The organism is Streptomyces azureus, from assembly GCF_001270025.1.
GTDB lineage: Bacteria > Actinomycetota > Actinomycetes > Streptomycetales > Streptomycetaceae > Streptomyces > Streptomyces azureus.
Map to the genome: position 1 here is coordinate 1 of NZ_DF968313.1, position 17,046 is coordinate 17,046.

A 17,046-nucleotide genomic window follows, 5' to 3' on the forward strand; every position below is an offset into this window, starting at 1 on the left:
CGCGCAGGCCTCGCGCAGGACGGTCGCCTCGGCCTGGGAGAAGTGGCCGTCGGCACCGGCGATGACCATGCCGGTCTGGATCACGGCCCGGGCCTCGGTGGGCTTCTTGGCGGCCTTGGCGATCTCCTGCATCGCCTCGGCCTTGCCGTGCTGGAAGTTCATCGTCAGCTGGTCGACATGCTTGTTGAAACGCTGCCGCAGCTGCTCCGGCGGGAAGTTCTGGAGCACGTCGTTGCTGAGGATCATCGACTCGACCTGCTGCCGCTCGGCCGGATCGACCTGCCCGTCGGCCGCCGCGACCAGCGCGCACACCGCCATGCTCGCGTCCCGGTAGGCACCGCTCTTCAACTCGGTCTTCAGCGAGCCGAGCTGCGTCTTCAGCACCCCGATCAGCTGGGCCTTGCTGCCACCGCCGGACCTCGTCCCCCCGCTGTGCCCACCGCTGGCGCCACGCCCGCCCTGAGTCTGCTGGAGAGCCTTGGCCTGGTCCTTGAGCTTGTCCCAGACTGCCATTGAGTCACCTCGGTAATCGTCGGAAGTCATCTCGCGAACCCGCTCCCGCGCGCTCACTGGTCCAACGCCCGACCCCCGGGCAAAGGTTCCGCAAAACGCGCACCTGTCTCATCACCTGTTTCTCCGGCGGCCGAAACGGCGACTGCCCGCACCCGGTGAGCGGGTGCGGGCAGTCGTCGCGGTGACGTGGTGTCAGGCGCTGTGCCGCCGCGTCAGGTGTTGTCGCGCGAGCGGGGCTTCAGGCGCGGGGCGAGGCGGAACGCCGCGAAGCCCACCGTGGCCAGGCCCGCGGCCGCCGCGAGGAGGAGGCCGATGCCGCCGGCGCCGGTCGAGGCGAGGCTGCCGCTGTCGAGGTTCGACGACGTGCCGCCCGTGGTCGAGGAGCCGGTACCGCCGGTCGTGCCCGAGGTGCTCGTGCTGGGCGACGGGCTCGGGTCGGCCGAGGGGCTCGGGTCGGTCGTGGGGCTCGGGGACGCCGAGGGCCCCTCACCGGCGACGACCTCGACCGCGAACTGGGCCATGGCGTCGCCGACCGAAGCGGCGACCGTGTACGTGCCCGTGCCCTCACCGGCGGTCAGGGTCGGGGCCGTGGCCTTGCCCGAGTCGTCGGTCCTGACGCGGACGACCTGCTCGCCGTCCTCGAAGCGGGGGGCGTCGTCGCTGTCGTCCTCGACCCGGAACTCGACCTCCGTGCCGGCCGGTGCCGTGGCGCCCGACTCGACCACGCGGGCCTGGAGGGCCTCCTCGAAGTCCTCGCCCTGTTCGGCCCGCTGGTCGTCACCGCCCGCGACGGTCACGGTGTAGGACGACTTCCTCACCTGCACGGTGAAGACCGTCGAGGCGCCGCCGGCCTCGGCGCGGACCGTGAACTCGCCTTCCTTGTCGTTGCCCGCCTGGAGCGGCGCGGACCGGGCGCGGCCCCGGGCGTCGGTCGGCACGGCCAGCTTGGTGGTGTCGGCGCCGTCCTTGGTGAAGAAGAAGGCGCCGAGCTTGTCCGGGTCCTCGACCGTGAAGGTGACGGAGGCGTTCTCGACCGGGTTGCCGGCCTTGTCCCGGGCCACCACGGCCACCGGGTCCGCGCCGCCGCCCGGCGGGACGGTCTGGCCGGCTCCGGAGGCCTGGGCCAGCTCCGCGATCGCGGAGGTCTTCCACTGGAAGACGATCCGCCCGTGGCCGGAGCGGTCGGAGTTGACGCCGCCCTCGGCGATGCCGCCGCGCACCGGCTCGCCGGAGGCCTGCCAGAAGGGATCGGTCTTGGCCGGTGCCTGGACGCGGTCGCCCATGAGCAGCCGGGCGCCGGTCACCCTGTCCGGGTCGACGTAGCTGCTGCCGCCCGCGCCGCTGCCGGCCACGCCCCGGGCTTCGTCCGTGCCGCCGCCACCGCCGCCGCCCGCGTAGCCGGCGCCGCCGCCTCCGCCTTCGCCGCCCGAACCGGCGCCGCCCGCACCGCCCTTGCCGCCCGCGGACGCGTCGGCGCCGGAGGAGCCGTTGCCGCCGCCCGCGCCGCCGGTGGGACCGGCCGCGCCCTTGCCGCCGCGCTCCGGCTTGGTGCCGTCCTGGCCGCGCTCGCCGCCACCGGGGCCGCCCTGGCCGGACTCCGGGCTGCCGCCACCACCGCCGCCACCACCGGCGGCGATGAGCAGCGGCTTGCCGTCGCTGGTGCGGACGCCGCTGCTGTTGCCGCCGACGGCGGCGTGCTTGCCGCCGCCCGCGCCGCCGAGCGCGTCACCGAAGCGCTGGACGCCGACCGCGAGCGAAAGCCGCTCCCCGGGCGTCACGCGGAGCGTGCCCGCGGTGTAGCCGCCCGCGCCGCCGTTGGCGGAGGGGGTGCCTTCGCCGCCCTGGCCCCAGGCCCGCACGTCCAGCGCCGTGACGCCGGCCGGGACCTGGAACTCCTCGCGGGCGCCCGTCGGATCGAACAGCCGGCAGCCGGAGAAGCCCTCCGTCGGCGTGCAGGTCTTCCCGGCGAGGGCCGCGCTGCCGGCGGCCGTGGCGGCCGGTACGCCCGTCAGGGCGGTGCCGGCGGTCAACGCCACGAACGTCAGGGCGGCGGCGCCGCGCCGTAATCTGGCGCTGCGCCGCACGACGGAATCGTGATGCATCAAGGAAACTCCCCAACTTGTCACAAGCTCCCCCCCAGGGAGCCATGAGACGCTCGATCAGAATCGAACAAAACTAGTGAGACAGCTGACCAAACTTGAGGCCCTTGGTCAACTGAGAATGGTCGATTCCGGGCAACCGCTTGTTCAGCCCGCCACGGGCGTCCGGGCTCGCGAAACCGGCTCCGGGAGCGGACCCGGAGTCGGCCGGGCAGAGGGCGCGGACGACGTACCCGTAGAGGGCGTTGTCGATCGCGTGCGGCTGCGGGAAGCCGTTGTCGTCGACACTCTGGTACTTCATCAGGTTCTGCGCGAGTGCCACCTGGCGCTTGCCGTCCCGGCTGGACAGCGCGGTCGTGCCGGCGCCGAACACCGCGCCGTCGTGGCCCCAGAAGCGGCCGCAGCCGGGCAGTTCCAGCGAGTAGATGCCGAGGCCGTAGTCGAGGCCGCTCACCGGGACCGTGCGGGTCATCTCGTCCAGGGAGGCCTTGCCGATCAGCTTCCCGCCGAGCAGGGCGCGGTAGAAGCGGTTCAGGTCGTCGGTGGTGGAGACGACCGCGCCCGCCGTGTACGCCCAGGACATGTCGTAGACGCTGTAGTCGCGCGGCGGGTCGATCAGGCCGTAGAACGACTCGTACATCCGCGGGTGCGGGCCCTTGATGTACGGGGTGCGCGGGAAGGTCGTGTGGCGCAGCCCGGCCCGGTCGATGACGTTGCGGGTGATGTGCTTCTCGGCGTCCTGGCCGGTGACCTTCTCCAGGAGCAGCCCGGCGATGACGTAGTTGGTGTTGGAGTAGGAGCCGGGCAGCTCGCCCGGGCGTCCGGTGGCGGGCGCCGCGAGGCCCAGCCGGAGGAGTTCCCCGGGGCGGATGGAGCGGAAGCGCTCCTCGTCGAGGCTGGCGGTCGAGCCCTCGGCGAGGGAGGGGAAGGCACCCACGACGTAGTCGCCGATATGGCTGGTGTGGTTCAGGAGCATGCGGACGGTGATCTGCCGGCCGCGCTCCCCGGGTATGAGGTCGGGGAGGTAGTCGCCGATGGGTGCGTCGAGCCGGATGCGGCCGCGCTCCACCTGCTGGAGCAGGGCGACGGAGGTGAAGGTCTTGCTGATGCTGCCCACCCGGTGCCGCATGCCCGGGGTGACCGGGCGTCCGGTCTCCACGTCGGCGACCCCGGAGGCGCCGGTCCACCGCTCGCCGCCGTTTCTGACGGACGAGAAGACGCCGTACATGCCCGCCTCGTGGATGGCGTCCAGCGAGTCGCGCAGGGCGGTTCTGTCGAGCGACGTGCGGTCCGCGGGTTCCGCGTGCGGCGCGGCCGGGCCGGCATGAGCGGGTGCGGTCAGCACGACGGTGGTCGTCAGCAACGTGGTGCCCAGGACGGTGCCGAGAAGCCGGGCGATACGCAACGGCCTTCCCCTTCCTCGGTGTTCGAAAAGGTCGGGGTCATCCTCGTGGGAAGCGGATGCGCCTTACATCCACCCGTGGGATGATCGCCAATCGGCCGATCGATGGCAGAAATGACCACAACCGCCGTTGTCCTCAACCGAGTTCACGTGCCGGTCGGCCGTCAGTGCGTTCGTGTCGCACGAGGCGAGGAGCTGGGCCCCGACCAGCGCGGCCACGGCCAGGGCGGCGACCCGGGTGAGGTGCCTGTTCGCCTGGGCCCGCGGGCTCCAGCTTCCCGTGTCATGCCGCATGTCCGGTGTCTCCTTCGGTTCGTGAGGGTGCGCGCCCCGCGGCGGGTGCCAGCCGGTCGCGCCGGACCCACACGGCCAGCACCAGCGGATAGACGAGGTAGCCGAAGCGCGTGGCCGGCATCAGGCACATGGCCAGGGCCAGTCCGAGCGCCACGCGGTCGGCCGCGGCGACGACCGTGCGCGGTGGGCGGGCCAGGAGCCAGACCGCCATTCCGACGGCGGTCGCCGCCAGCGCCGCCACCGCGATGGCGCGGCCCCCGGGCACATGGGTGGCGAGCAGGTGACCGGGCAGCGGGCTGGTCGCCGGCGATCCGGCGCCGGCCGCGCCGAGCGGGAACAGCACCACGTGCTCGACGAACGCGTGCGGATCGACGAGGGCGAACGGCACGACGCCGGCCGCCGCCACCGCCAGGGCCGTCACCGCGGCGCGCACGGCGGCCCGGCGCCCAGCCGTCACCGCGAGCAGCACCAGCGTGACCGGCAGCAGCGGCCAGGCGGTCCACTTCAGCGCCGCCGCGGCCCCCATCGCCGCCCCCGCGCCCACGGCCCCGCCACGCCGCCCCGCCAGGGCCAGCCCCAGACACATCAGCCCGATCACCGGCAGATCGACCCCACCCACCGCCAACGCCAGGGCGACGGCCGGACAACCGGCCAGCAGCAGCGCGGGGTTGGCCGGGGCGGTCGGCCTCGTGCGGGCGACGGCAAGGGCCCCGCGGCTCCGATGTGCGGCCGGCAGCGATGGCTCGGCCAAGACCGCCGGGCCGCTACGGGCGACGGCGACGCCCCAGCCACCACGCCGGGCGGCCGACAGCAGCGCTGACTCCGCCAGCACCTCCCAGCCCCCGCGAGCGACAGCGACGCCCCCACGACCACGCCGGGCGGCCGACAGCAGCCCCGCCTTCGCCAAGCCCGCCGAGCCCCCGCGCACCCAGCCGCCCCCGGAACGGGCCGCCACTGCCAGCGCTCCCAGGAACACCGCCGCGAACCACAGCCGGGCGTCCGTGAGCGGGGTGTCGCCCAGCAGGGCGTGGGGGAGGCCGAGCAGGGCCATGCCCGGCAGGTAGGGGTTGAAGTCGTCCACGAGCGACGGATGCGGGGCGTAGGGGCTGCCGGTGGCGAGCAGCAGGTTGCCGGAGTGCTCGACGACGCCGACCTCCGGCTGGGCCGTGCCCAGCACCATCAGCACCGCCAGCGGCAGCAGCACCGAGCCCGCGACCGCCGCGAGCGCGCTCGCCCGGCCCCAGGCGTACGGACTGCGGCCTGCCAGAACGGCCGCCCCTGCATAGCCGACGGCCGCGCACACGCCCCACACCCGGTGGGCGGGCAGCGTCGTCACCGCGGCCAGCACGAGCGCGAACACCGCCGACCCGGCCCAGTAGAGGCCGTCCCAGCGCACTCCGCGCGGAGTCCGCCGCAGGTCGTCCCGCTGACGGAGCGCGCGCGGGGCGGGGACCGCCGGCGCGCTCGACGCGGACTGGAACTGAAGGGCCATGGCCGTACTCCTGTGACAGGGCGGAGGGACGGGTCCTCACCTCTGTCACGGGTTCGAGGACCGACCCTCAATCTCCTGCCGGGACCGGTCCCGCCACCTCGGCCGAACGGCCACCGTTCGCGACCGCGCGAGCCCATCCCTCGGCCGAACGGCGGACCCGGAGTTCGCCGTACGCCCCTCGTCACACCGCCCGCGCGTCCGCCGGGATCCGCAGGGCCTCCACCAGCTCCCGGTACAACGCGTCCGTGGCGAGCAGCTCCCCGTGGCTGCCCCGGGCGCGGACCCGCCCCGCCTCCATCACCACGATGGTGTCCGCGTCGATCACGGTGGACAGCCGGTGCGCGATCGTCACGACGGCCCCGGAAGCCGCGCGGGCGCGGACGCACTCCTGGACGGCGGCCTCGGTCAGCCCGTCGAGCTGGGCCGTCGCCTCGTCCAGGAGCAGCACGTCCGGGGTGCGCAACAGGGCCCGGGCCAGCGCGATGCGCTGCCGCTCTCCGCCCGAGACGGCCGTGCCGGACAGGGGCGTGTCGAGTCCCTCGTCCAGGGCGTCGACCTTCTCGGCCAGCCGCACCTCGCGCAGGACCCGGCGCAGTTCCGCGTCCGTCGCGTCGGGGCGGGCGAGCAGCAGGTTGTCGCGGATCGTCCCGGGCACGATCGGGGTGTCCTGTTCGACGTACGCCAGGCGCGACCGGATCTCGTCGTGCGTGAGGTCGCGGTACGGGCGGCCGTCCAGGAGCAGTTCACCGCCGGTCGGTTCCAGGAAACGCAGCACCAGGGAGAACAGGGTCGTCTTGCCCGCGCCCGAGGGGCCGACGATCGCGGTGTGCCCGCGCCGGGGGATCACCAGCCCGACGCCGCGCACCGCCGGTTCGGCGTCGGGGCCGTAGGCCGCGGTGACGTCCCTCAGTTCCAGCACGGGCATGTCCGGTAGGACGGCCTCCCTCACAGGGACGTCCCCCACGAACCGCTCCGCCTCCTCCGTCTGGAGATCGTCGGTCTCCCGGATCCGTTCCGCCGCGGCGATCCCCGACTGGAGCGCGGTGACGTTCTGGCTGAGCTCGCTGATCGGGTCCATCAGCCCGAACGAGTAGAGCAGGAACGCGATGAGGCTGGAGACCTCCAGCGCCCCCTCGGAGACCCGCCAGGCGCCCACGCCCAGGACCAGGATGATCGCGAGCTGGATGCCGGCCGCCGAGATCGTCCAGGCCAGGGCCTCGCGGCGGACCGCGCGGATGCCGTGCTCGGCGGAGGTGCGCGCGTCGGCGACGATGCGCTCGGCCGTGCGGTCCTCGGCCCGGCCGGCCTTCACCGTCCGGATCGCGCGCAGGGCGCCCTCCAGGTTGCCGCCGAGCCGCCCCAGGTGGTCCTGGGCGCGCTGCTGCGCGGTGGCGATCTGGGGCATCAGGACGGCGAACAGGACGCCGACCACCATCACGGCCGCCACGACCGTGCCCAGCAGCACCAGGTCGAGGACGGCCATGAGGACCAGCGTGCCGAGGAGCATGACCACGGCGTTGATCAGGCCGACCGGGGCACCGGTGGCGGCCTCGTGCAGCAGGACCGTGTCGGAGGTGACGCGGGTGACGAGTTCGCCGGGCGGGCGCCGGGTGACGGCGGGCACCGTCGCCCGCAGGAAACGCCGCACCATCGACTCGCGGGCCCGGAGCACCACGCGCTCCCCCAGCGCGCCGAGCAGCGTCCACTGCCAGTACATGACGGCGCTGCCCACCACCAGCAGCAACAGCAGGGCCGATATCGGCCCTCGCAGGGAGCCCGAGCCGTCGAGCGCGTCGAGCACCCCCTTCGTGACCATCGGCGTGGCCAGCCCCATCCCGGACCCCACGAGGGCGAGGACCAGCGCCAGGGCCAGGGCACGCTTGTGGGGGCGGGCGAACGACCAGAGGATCCGCAGCCGCGGAACGGACACCTTGCGAGACGTACCTTCCGGAACAGTCATGATGCCGAGTGGAGCACCGCTGTTCCATAACGGTCAACCCATTTTCATCATGGAAGGAGCGCTAGCGTATGCGCATGAGTGAGGACCGGACCACGGCGACGGAGAGCGGCACCCGCGCCCGCACTCGGCGCGCCATCGTCGACGCCGCCGTCGTTCTGCTGGCCGGTGACCCGACCGCGTCGCTCGGCGATGTCGCGGCGGCCGCGGGCGTGGGACGTACGACCGTCCACCGCTACTTCCCCGAGCGGTCCGATCTGCTGGCGGCCATCGGCACGGACGTCCTGGAGAAGGTCGCGGCGGCGACCGAGCGTGCCCGGCTCGACGACGGCCCGGCCGCCAAGGCCCTGGAGCGGCTCTGCCAGGAGTACTTCGAGCTCGGTGACGGCCTCACGCTGATGTTCGAGACACCGCAGCTGGCGAACTGGTCCGGCTGGGACGAGGAGACCGCCGCCGACCAGCACTTCCTGCGCACGGTCCGGCGCGGCCACGCCGAGGGCAGCATCGACCCCGAGCTGGACGAGGAGTGGGTCCGCAATCTGGTGTGGGCGCTGCTGTACTCGGCCTGGGAACACACTCGCACCGCCGGCGCCTCCAAGCACTCCGCCATGACCCTGTGCCTGCACACCCTGCGCAAGGCCATCGCGCCCTAGGCGATCAGGCCGCAGCGCCTTCTGCGGCGGTGAGTTCTTCGTCCTGTCCGACTCATTGACGCCGCCCGTCTCCCAGCCCTACGGTCTGGCCGAATTACCGAACTACGTTCGCAATTTCGAACACTCCGTACCCCGACGGAAGGCCGAGCCGCCATGACCACCCCCCGCAGAACCCCCGGCAGAACCCCCCGCAGACCCTCACGCCGCCAGGTCCTCGGCATGGCCGCGACCGTGCCGCTCGCTCTGACCGCCGATCTGGCCCTGGGCGCCGGTCCGGCCGGCGCGGCGACGGGGCCGGCGTTCGTGATGGCCTACTTCACCGAGTCCCCGAACGGGCTCGGCACCGACTACGGCCTGCACCTCGCCGTCAGCCTCGACGGCCTGGAGTGGACGCCGCTCAACCAGAACAAGCCGGTCGCCACCCCCACCCAGGGCGCCGGCGGCCTGCGCGACCCGTTCGTGCTGCGCAAGCAGGACGGCACGTTCGCCGTGCTCGCCACCGACCTGAAGGGCACCGACTGGAGCTACAACAGCCAGTACATCCATGTCTGGGACTCGGCCGACCTGCGCTCCCTCACCGGCTACCGCAGGCTCAAGCTGCACGGCATGACCACGCACAGCTGGGCCCCGGAGGCCTTCTGGGACGCCGCACGCGGCCAGTACGGGATCGTCTACTCGTCGGTGAACGCCAGCGGCCACAACGTGCTGATGGTCAACTACACGACCGACTTCCGCACGGTGTCCGCGCCGCAGGTCTTCTTCGACCCGGGCTACGACGTGATCGACGGCAGCTTCGCCCTCGGCGTCGGCGGCACGAACTACATGTACTTCAAGGACAGCTCGAAGCAGACCCTGGTCGGCGCCCGGTCCGCCACCCTCGCCCCGGGCAGCTGGCAGCGCTTCAGCACGCCGGTGGCCCACGGCGGCACCGAGGCACCGATCCTGGTCAAGTCGTCGTCGTCGAACACCTGGTACCTCTGGGGCGACACCTACACGCCCAACGGCGTCTTCTACGCCTGGCAGACCACCGACCTGGCCTCCGGCACCTGGACGCCGGTCGACCAGCGCCGCTACACCCAGCCGGTGAACTCCAAGCACGGCAGCATCGCGCCGCTCACGGGCACGCAGTACGACAACCTCCTCGCCCACTGGGGAGCCCCCGCCTGGAACCGGCTCAAGTCGTACAACCACCCGGACCGCTACGTCCGCCACGCCGATTTCGCCGGCCGGATCGACCCCTACCCCTTCGACCCGTACACCGACGCCCAGTGGAAGCTCGTCCCCGGCCTCGCCGACGCGTCCGGGGTGTCGTTCCAGTCGGTCAACTACCCGAACCGGTACCTGCGGCACTACAGCTACGCGCTGCGGCTGGACCCCAACGACGGCACGTCCGCGTTCGTCCAGGACGCCACGTTCCACAAGGTCCCCGGGCTCGCGGACTCCACCTGGACGTCGTTCCGCTCGCACAACCACCCGACGCGCTACATCCGCCACTCCGGCTACGCCCTGCGCGTCGACCCGGTCTCCACCGCCACGGACCGGGCGGACGCGACGTTCCGGATCGGCTACTGACCCGCCGCCGGGGCGGGAAGGCCGGGCCGGGCTCCCGAGCGGCACACGCGGGGACGCGACGGCCCGGCCCGGCCTTCCACTGCCCGCAATCTCCCACCCGGCGCCCCGCGCCGCCTCCCGGGGAGGCCCGAACGAGGACGGCCGGGGGAGCCTGCGATGATGCGGCCCATGTCGACCCTCGCCACCGTCGCGGTGCTGGCCCTCGCCGCCCTCCACGCCTACATCCTGGTGCTGGAGATGTTCCTGTGGACCACTCCGCGGGCCCGCGCCGCCTTCGGCACCAGCGCCGAGTTCGCGGCCGGGACGAAGGCCCTGGCCGCCAACCAGGGCCTCTACAACGGCTTCCTCGCCGCCGGCCTGCTCTGGGGCGCGGTGGCGTCCGACCCGGTGGGCTTCCAGGTCTCGGTGTTCTTCCTGGTGTGCGTCGCGGTCGCCGGGGTGTACGGGGCGGCCACCGCCAGCCGGAAGATCCTCTTCGTCCAGACCGTCCCGGCGCTGGTCGCCCTGGCGCTGGTGCTGCTCGCGCGCTAGGGCACGGCGTCATTCGCCCTCTGTGACGGCCCGCTCCATGAGGCCGACCGCCTCCGCCTCCGGCGTCGCGGGCGGCACCACCAGCAGGTCCCAGCGGCCCCGGCCGGGCGCGAGCAGGCAGACGGTGTCCGGGGTGGTCGGCGAGTCCCTGCGGCCCACGTGGACCTCCTGGCCGGCGACGTCCAGGTGCTCCGGGCAGTCGAGCCAGGTGTCCCCGTGGACCAGGACGCTGCTGATGCGGCCCCACGAGCGCGGCAGTACGGCCAGCAGCCCGGGCAGTTCGGCGGCCAGGTCGTAGGACCGGGGCCACCACGCCCCGTCGATACGGCGGGCGGTGCGGCCGAGGCGCGGCTGGACCGCGAGCCTCAACCGGACCTCGGAGGGTGCCGGGAAGGGCGGCGAGGGCGAGGATGCGGACGTCATCAGGACTCCTGCTGCGAACGGGGGAGCGTGGCCAGGAGACCGTCGGCCACCGGTTGCGGAATACCCCCGGTCCTTCCACCGTACGCCGCAGAGCGGCACGGGAGCCGGGGCCGCCCGCACCGCCCGGCGTCGCTCAGAGGCCGTAGCGGCTCTTCAGGTGGCGCCAGAAGTCACGCAGCATCCACTTGTCGAACTCGGTGATCTGCGTGGCGCTGCCCGCCTTCATCAGGAAGCAGCACTGGCCGGTCGGCGACCAGTCGTAGAAGTCGTCGAGGCCGAAGGTGTGGCCGACCTCGTGCAGGTAGATGTGGATGTTCTCCTGGTTCAGGGCGCCGGTGAAGTACTCCTGGCCCATGCGCTGGCCCCAGTCACCGCCCGCGCCGCCCCCGAAACCCTTGGTCAGCCACAGCGACTGGTCGTAGTGGCGGGCGGCGCCGCCCGGGCACTTCGAGTAGTTGCCGTCCTGGTGGAAGAAGCGGCCGCAGTCCGGGGCGCACTGCGGGGCGCCGCCGCTGTCGAGGACGCCGGTGTGGACGTCGACGGAGTTGTCGGTCCACTGGAGGGTGGAGCGGTTCTTCACCGCCCAGCCGACGATGTTGACGGGGACATCGGTGTACGGCCAGGCGTTGTGCCCCCTGCCGTTCTCCGTCATGGCCGCCATCCACTTGCCGAACTGCTTCTTCAGGGCGGCGTGGATCCGGTCGCGCAGGGCGGCGCTGACCGGGGCGTCGGACTCCCAGCGGACGCAGTAGTTGACGCTTCCACGGTTGGCCATGATCTGGTCCCAGCCGTAGTTGCGGAAGCCGTAGAGGTTGCCGTAGGTCGACTCGACGTGGTTCCACACCTCGTTCAGGGGCTGGACGAGGTGCGCGGGCGGATTCCACTCGTCGGCGGCCTGCGCCCTGCCGCTCGCCATGCCGGGGGTGGCGAACACCGCCGCCAGCACGGCGAGCACGGTGAGCAGCCGTGCGAGGTGTCTGCGCATGGTGATCTCCCTCGTGTGGGGGGGGACGGAGTATCACCGTCAGGTCGTCGCAGGCGCCGGGGAGGTTGCCCGCCCGCTATGGACATTGCGGGCGCTTTATCGCATTACGTCGGCGATAATCGGAGCATGAATACGGCAACGTATGAACTGCTGGCGGCGTCCTCAGATCACGCGGTCGCCGTGACCATCGCCTTCATCGGCGGGGCGGTCATCGCCCTCGCGCTGATCTGGGCCGTGCGGGTCGGGATGCGGGTCATGGACAAGGACACGCACCATCCCGCTCCCGAGGAGCAGCCGCACCTCCCGGACGGCGGGCCGGTCCGTGAGATGCGGGAGATGCGGGAGCCCGACGAGATGCCGGTCGTGGCGCGCGACGGCAGGCGGCTGCTGCCCCATGAGCTGCACCACGCGAGCACCAGGACGGGCAAGGACCAGAAGCCCCGCCGCTGGCTGCCCGGATCCAGCGGATCCTTCGGCGGTGGCGGCCTCGGACACACGTGAGGCCGTGACGCCGTGAGGCCGTAAGACCTCCGAAGGACCAGGGAGACGGCATGGCTGTTGCACGCCACCGGACGCGCTGGGCGACGGGCGGGGCGGCGCTGGCGCTGGCCCTGTCCGCCGTGCTCACCGGTTGCGGCGGCGACAGCCCCGCGGACGCCGCCCGCGAGGCGGAGTCCGCGGTCGGGTCGATCGCCTCGCAGGCCTCCGAGGCCGTGGAGTCGGCCACGGCGGAGGCCGGACGCCGGCTCGACGACATCCGGGGCGGCATCGACGTCAAGGGCGATGTGAAGGTCGGCGCGCCCACCGTCGGCTCCGACGACCGGGCCCGGGCCGAGGTCACCGTCGACAACACCGACGACTCGGCCAGGTCCTTCGCCGTCCAGGTCGACTTCACCGACGCCGAGGGGCGGCTGATCGACACGGTCATCGTCACGGTGGACCATGTGCAGGCCGGCGACTCCGCCACGGCCACCGCCCGCAGCACCCACGACCTGTCCGGCGAGGTCCGGGCCGAGGTCGCCCGGGCCGTGCGCTACTGACCGGCGCCGGCGTCCGCGACCGAGATGTCGATCTGCTCGCTCATGGCGCTCACCCCGTTCAGGTGGGCGACCGCCTGGAGACGGTTGACGCCCGCCGGGAGCGCCGGGCCCGGGGTGCAGGCCCAGGTGCCGTCGGGGGCGGCGGTGGTCGCACAGGCCTCCCGGTCGTCCTTGTCGCGGACGGTGATCCGGGCACCCGGGTGCGCCGTACCGGCGATCTGCGGCCGGGCGTCCAGCGGCACGCCGGACAGCGGGCGGGTCAGCGTCGGCCCGGCCAGGCCCACGGTCACGGCACACCGGCCGGCCGCCTGCCGTACGCCGTGCGGGTCGGTGATCCGCAGGACGCAGTCGCGCAGCCGCGTACCGGGCACGGCGTCAGCGGGGACCGCGAGCACGAAGGGGAACGTACGGCCCTGCCACGCCTGCCCGGCCGCGTCGCCGGTGACGGTGTACGTCCCGCTGCGGCCGTCGGCGGCGACCCGGCCGAGGTAGCCGGGTGCGTGGAGCGGCGTGGCCGTCACACGGGTGCCCCGGGGCGCCGTCAGCGTCAGCGTGGTGCCCGGCTCCGCCCCCTGGGAGCCCGCGACCTCGACGATGCCCTCCCGGCCGGGGGCGATGGTCGCGGCACCCCACAGCTCGCCGTCCCGGGCCGCCGCCGACGGGCCGGGCAGGGCGAGCACCCCCGCGATGACGGCCCCCGCCACGGCTGCTGTCTTCCTGGACCTGTTCATGGCGGGCGGGGCTCCCTGTGCGGACGTCGACGGCACTCTGCCAGCGATTCTCGTGGGGCGCTCCCACAGGTGGCGCCTGTTGCTGAGCCGTGCGGGTGGCGGACGCCGGGCGCCCGCACAGCGGTGGGACGCCCCGCGCGGCCGCCTGCCGGCGGAGGGCACGCGCCGGCCCGAGCGCCGTCCGGCTCCCCTGCCGGTGCCGGACGGCCATGCCCAGCCGCCTCCGCTCGCCCCGCCCGCGTGCGTCCCCGGCGGGGTGAGCCAAGGGCCCGGGCTAACGCCCGAGCCACACCGTGGTGTCCGGCCCGAGCCGGCCGTCTTCCAGTGGGGCGCTGCTCAGCAGCACCTCGCCGGCGGGCAGCGGGACCGCCGTGGCGGCCAGGTTCGTCACGCAGCGCCAGCCCTCGCAGCGGTCGAACTGGAGCACGCCGTCCGGGGCGTCCGCCGCCCAGCTCAGCTCCTCGCCGTCGAGCAGTTTGCGGCGCAGCCTGAGGGCCGTGCGGTACAGCTCCAGGGTCGAGCCCTCGACGCCGTCCTGCGCCTCGACGGCGTAGGCGGCGAAGCCGGGCGGCTGCGGCAGCCAGGCGCCGCCCGGCCCGAAGCCGTACGACGGTCCGGCCGTCGTCCACGGCAGCGGCACCCGGCAGCCGTCGCGACCCTTGCGGACGTGGCCCGTCTGCTCCCAGATCGGGTCCTGGAGCACCTCGGTGGGCAGGTCGGCGACCTCGGGCAGGCCGAGCTCCTCGCCCTGGTAGACGTACGCCGAGCCGGGCAGCGCCAGCATCAGCAGGGTGGCCGCCCTGGCCCGGCGCTGCCCGGCTTCCTCGTCGACCGCGGGGGCGTGACCGCCGGAGAGCAGCCAGGCGTTGAGGTCGGTGCCGGGCGGGAGCATCAGCCGGGAGGCGTGGCGGACGACGTCGTGGTTGGACAGCACCCAGGTGGCCGAGGCGCCCGCCGCCCGGGCGGCGGCGAGCGAGTCGGTGATGACCTGCCTCAGCTCGGCCGCGTCCCAACCGGCTTCCAGGTACTCGAAGTTGAAGGCCTGGCCGAGCTCGTCCGGGCGGGCGTAGAGCGCGCGCCGGGCCCCGGGCACCCATGCCTCGGCGACGGCCATCCGGGGCGGGCGGTAGGCGTCCAGGATCTTGCGCCAGTCGCGGTAGATCTCGTGCACGTCGTCGCGGTCGTAGAACGGGTGCGAGCCGGGCGGCATGCCGGTGAGTGCCTCCTCGCGGCTCAGCTCGGGGGCGCCGAGGTCGCGCAGCGGTTCGCTCAGGTCCTTGACGAGGGCGTGGGCGACATCGACCCGGAAGCCGTCGACCCCGCGGTCGGACCAGAAGCGCAGGGTGGTGCGGTAGTCGGCGCGGACCTCCTGGTTCTCCCAGTTGAGGTCGGGCTGTTCGGGGGCGAACAGGTGCAGGTACCACTGGCCGTCGGGCACCCGTTTCCACGCGCTGCCGCCGAAGACGGACTGCCAGTCGGTGGGCGGCAGTTCGCCGTGCTCGCCGCGGCCGTCGCGGAAGACGTACCGGTCGCGGGCCGCGGATCCGGGGCCGGAGCGCAGGGCCTCCTGGAACCAGACGTGCTGGTCCGAGGAGTGGTTGGGCACGATGTCGACGATGACCTTCAGGCCGAGCCGGTGGGCCTCGGCGGCCAGGGCGTCGAAGTCGTCGAGCGTGCCCAGGCGCGGGTCGACGTCCCTGGGGTCGGCGACGTCGTAGCCGCCGTCGGCGAGCTCGGACGGGTAGAAGGGGCTCAGCCACAGGGCGTCCACGCCCAGGGCGGCGAGGTGGGTGAGGCGGCGGGTGATGCCGCGCAGGTCGCCGAGGCCGTCGCCGTCGGCGTCGGCGAAGCTGCGGGGATAGATCTGGTAGACGACGGCCTGGCGCCACCAGTCGGGGTCCCGGGACGACAGGTCGAGGGTGGAGCGATCGGTCACGCGGTCTCCTTCGCAGGGCATACGGGCGACAGCATTGAATCTGTCCAGAATGCCGGAAAAAGGAACCATCGCGCTGATCGGAGTGATCCATTCCCGCTGTGATGAAAGTGTGATGACGGAGGAACTTCCTTTGTATACCCGCAGGTTGACAGCCTGCTGCGGCCCGGCCACGATGGGGGCGCACTGAGGCTCATGAGACCAATGAGCCCAGTGTTTCTCAGACCGCTCACCCCGGTGCGGCCCCCGCAGCCGCGCGCTGCGCGCTGCCCGCCTGCCGCCACCCGGGTTCCGGCACACGCCAAGAAACGGGATACCCCTATGTCCATAGCGAGACGTGTCACCGCGCGCCGCCTGCTGGGGACGGGCGCCGCGGCCCTCGCCCTGTGCGCCGCATCCGCCACCACCGCGTTCGCCACCGGTACGCCCGGCGGGGACGGCTGGTCGTCCGGCGGCACCTACAAGCCCGGGACCGGCGCGGGCACGGAGACCGGGACCGACCGCTGCCAGTTCTCGCTCGACGGCGCGAACTTCTACGACTCGGTGAAGGTCGACGACCAGAACCTGAAGCCGACCGAGGACGGCAAGGTCCACATCAAGGTCCGCACGGCCGGTGACGCGACGACCTGCACGGCCTCCCTGGCCTCCTACCTCGCGCACGGCGCGACCTTCGCGACCTCCGGCGAGCAGGTGTTCGTCGACTTCGACACGGTGACGGTCAAGCCGGGCGGCACCGACTCGCTCGACATCGCCATCCCGGACAAGGGCTGCTTCGGGCAGATCGACCTCTACCGGGGCGCGGTGAAGTTCGACGGCGACCTCGACGCGAAGGACGGCTTCGAGCACGGCGAGCTGCCCAAGGGCCCGGACCGTCCGGTCATCAAGGACAAGCTGATCGCGGCGTGGAACGGCGGCACGAAGGACTGCACGACGACGCCCCCGCCGGCGGAGCCTCCGGCGAGTTCGACGCCCCCGGCCACCCCCTCGGAGCCGGCCGAGCAGACCACACCACCGGCCACCCCGTCGGAGCCCGCCGAGCCCTCGACGCCCCCCGCCGCGGAAACGGACACCCCCACCCCGTCCGCGTCCGAGTCGACGACGCCCCCGGCCCCCAAGCCGAACGGCGGCGGTGGCGACCTCGCCGAAACGGGCGCCAACAGCAGCACGGGCCCGATCGCCATCGGCGCGGCCGCACTGCTCGCGGGCGGCGCGGCGATCGTCTTCACCACCCGCCGCCGAGCGGCGAAGCGCAACGCGTAGGCACCTGAACCAGCCCACGACGGGCCGCCGTTCCCGCTCAGCCGCGGCCCGTCGTGCCACGTAGCCGCTTGGCCGCGGGCAGTCGTGCCGCCGGGGCGATGGGGGTCCCCCTGCTCGAGCGAAGCCGAGAGCTTGGGGGAGGGTGGGCGCGGCGGCACCCC

15 protein-coding genes are annotated in these 17,046 nt (G+C 73.2%); 6 read left to right on the top strand and 9 right to left on the bottom strand.

Going from position 1 to position 17,046, the window contains the following annotated elements:
- The 5 genes from AOQ53_RS22220 to AOQ53_RS22245 form a co-directional block, all read right to left on the bottom strand.
- The coding region (locus AOQ53_RS22220) for a tellurite resistance TerB family protein (RefSeq protein WP_059419831.1) at positions 1-513 on the bottom strand (513 nt) is incomplete at its 3' end.
- A gap of 212 nt (positions 514-725) precedes the next feature.
- Complete coding sequence (locus AOQ53_RS45485) at positions 726-2,615, bottom strand: glycine-rich protein (RefSeq protein ID WP_059419832.1); 1,890 nt, start codon at positions 2,613-2,615, stop codon at positions 726-728.
- A gap of 73 nt (positions 2,616-2,688) precedes the next feature.
- Positions 2,689-4,017, bottom strand: a complete 1,329-nt coding sequence (locus AOQ53_RS22230; protein WP_059419833.1) for a serine hydrolase domain-containing protein — start codon at positions 4,015-4,017, stop codon at positions 2,689-2,691.
- Between the two features lie 280 nt (positions 4,018-4,297).
- Positions 4,298-5,800 carry a DUF4401 domain-containing protein gene (locus tag AOQ53_RS41450; RefSeq protein ID WP_059419837.1) on the bottom strand — a complete coding sequence of 501 codons (1,503 nt, stop codon included), beginning with the start codon at positions 5,798-5,800 and terminating at the stop codon, positions 4,298-4,300.
- A gap of 181 nt (positions 5,801-5,981) precedes the next feature.
- On the bottom strand, positions 5,982-7,760 hold the full coding sequence (locus AOQ53_RS22245; protein ID WP_236711755.1) for an ABC transporter ATP-binding protein: 1,779 nt from the start codon (positions 7,758-7,760) through the stop codon (positions 5,982-5,984).
- A 74-nt stretch (positions 7,761-7,834) separates the two neighbouring features.
- Here AOQ53_RS22245 and AOQ53_RS22250 point away from each other — a divergent pair, with 74 nt between their 5' ends.
- The 3 genes from AOQ53_RS22250 to AOQ53_RS22260 all read left to right on the top strand — a co-directional run bounded on the left by AOQ53_RS22250 (position 7,835) and on the right by AOQ53_RS22260 (position 10,513).
- Positions 7,835-8,410 (top strand): TetR/AcrR family transcriptional regulator, encoded by a 576-nt coding sequence (locus AOQ53_RS22250; protein ID WP_059419850.1) that lies wholly within the window; start codon positions 7,835-7,837, stop codon positions 8,408-8,410.
- 219 nt (positions 8,411-8,629) lie between these two features.
- On the top strand, positions 8,630-9,982 hold the full coding sequence (locus tag AOQ53_RS22255) for a glycoside hydrolase family 43 protein (RefSeq protein WP_174523330.1): 1,353 nt from the start codon (positions 8,630-8,632) through the stop codon (positions 9,980-9,982).
- A gap of 168 nt (positions 9,983-10,150) precedes the next feature.
- Complete coding sequence (locus AOQ53_RS22260; RefSeq protein WP_059419851.1) at positions 10,151-10,513, top strand: DUF1304 domain-containing protein; 363 nt, start codon at positions 10,151-10,153, stop codon at positions 10,511-10,513.
- A gap of 9 nt (positions 10,514-10,522) precedes the next feature.
- Here the strand turns inward: AOQ53_RS22260 and AOQ53_RS22265 are convergent, their stop codons facing one another.
- Positions 10,523-10,936: a DUF5994 family protein gene (locus tag AOQ53_RS22265; RefSeq protein WP_059419839.1), complete on the bottom strand. Its 414-nt coding sequence runs from the start codon at positions 10,934-10,936 to the stop codon at positions 10,523-10,525.
- A gap of 133 nt (positions 10,937-11,069) precedes the next feature.
- Positions 11,070-11,921 carry a hypothetical protein gene (locus AOQ53_RS22270; RefSeq protein WP_059419841.1) on the bottom strand — a complete coding sequence of 284 codons (852 nt, stop codon included), beginning with the start codon at positions 11,919-11,921 and terminating at the stop codon, positions 11,070-11,072.
- A 126-nt stretch (positions 11,922-12,047) separates the two neighbouring features.
- Between AOQ53_RS22270 and AOQ53_RS22275 the strand changes: the two genes are divergently transcribed.
- Complete coding sequence (locus AOQ53_RS22275; RefSeq protein ID WP_059419842.1) at positions 12,048-12,422, top strand: DUF6479 family protein; 375 nt, start codon at positions 12,048-12,050, stop codon at positions 12,420-12,422.
- Positions 12,423-12,472: 50 nt separating this feature from the next.
- The gene (locus AOQ53_RS22280; protein ID WP_059419843.1) at positions 12,473-12,961 is read left to right on the top strand and encodes a hypothetical protein; all 489 of its coding nucleotides are present in this window, start codon (positions 12,473-12,475) and stop codon (positions 12,959-12,961) included.
- Here the strand turns inward: AOQ53_RS22280 and AOQ53_RS22285 are convergent.
- The gene (locus tag AOQ53_RS22285; protein ID WP_059419845.1) at positions 12,955-13,692 is read right to left on the bottom strand and encodes an Ig-like domain-containing protein; all 738 of its coding nucleotides are present in this window, start codon (positions 13,690-13,692) and stop codon (positions 12,955-12,957) included. The two genes, AOQ53_RS22280 and AOQ53_RS22285, sit on opposite strands and share 7 nt — an antisense overlap.
- 274 nt (positions 13,693-13,966) lie before the next feature.
- Positions 13,967-15,628, bottom strand: coding sequence for a glycoside hydrolase family 13 protein (locus AOQ53_RS22290; RefSeq protein ID WP_059419846.1), 1,662 nt, complete (start codon positions 15,626-15,628; stop codon positions 13,967-13,969).
- Positions 15,629-15,946: 318 nt separating this feature from the next.
- Here AOQ53_RS22290 and AOQ53_RS22295 point away from each other — a divergent pair, with 318 nt between their 5' ends.
- Positions 15,947-16,885 carry an LAETG motif-containing sortase-dependent surface protein gene (locus tag AOQ53_RS22295; protein ID WP_059419847.1) on the top strand — a complete coding sequence of 313 codons (939 nt, stop codon included), beginning with the start codon at positions 15,947-15,949 and terminating at the stop codon, positions 16,883-16,885.
- Positions 16,886-17,046: the final 161 nt, after the last annotated feature.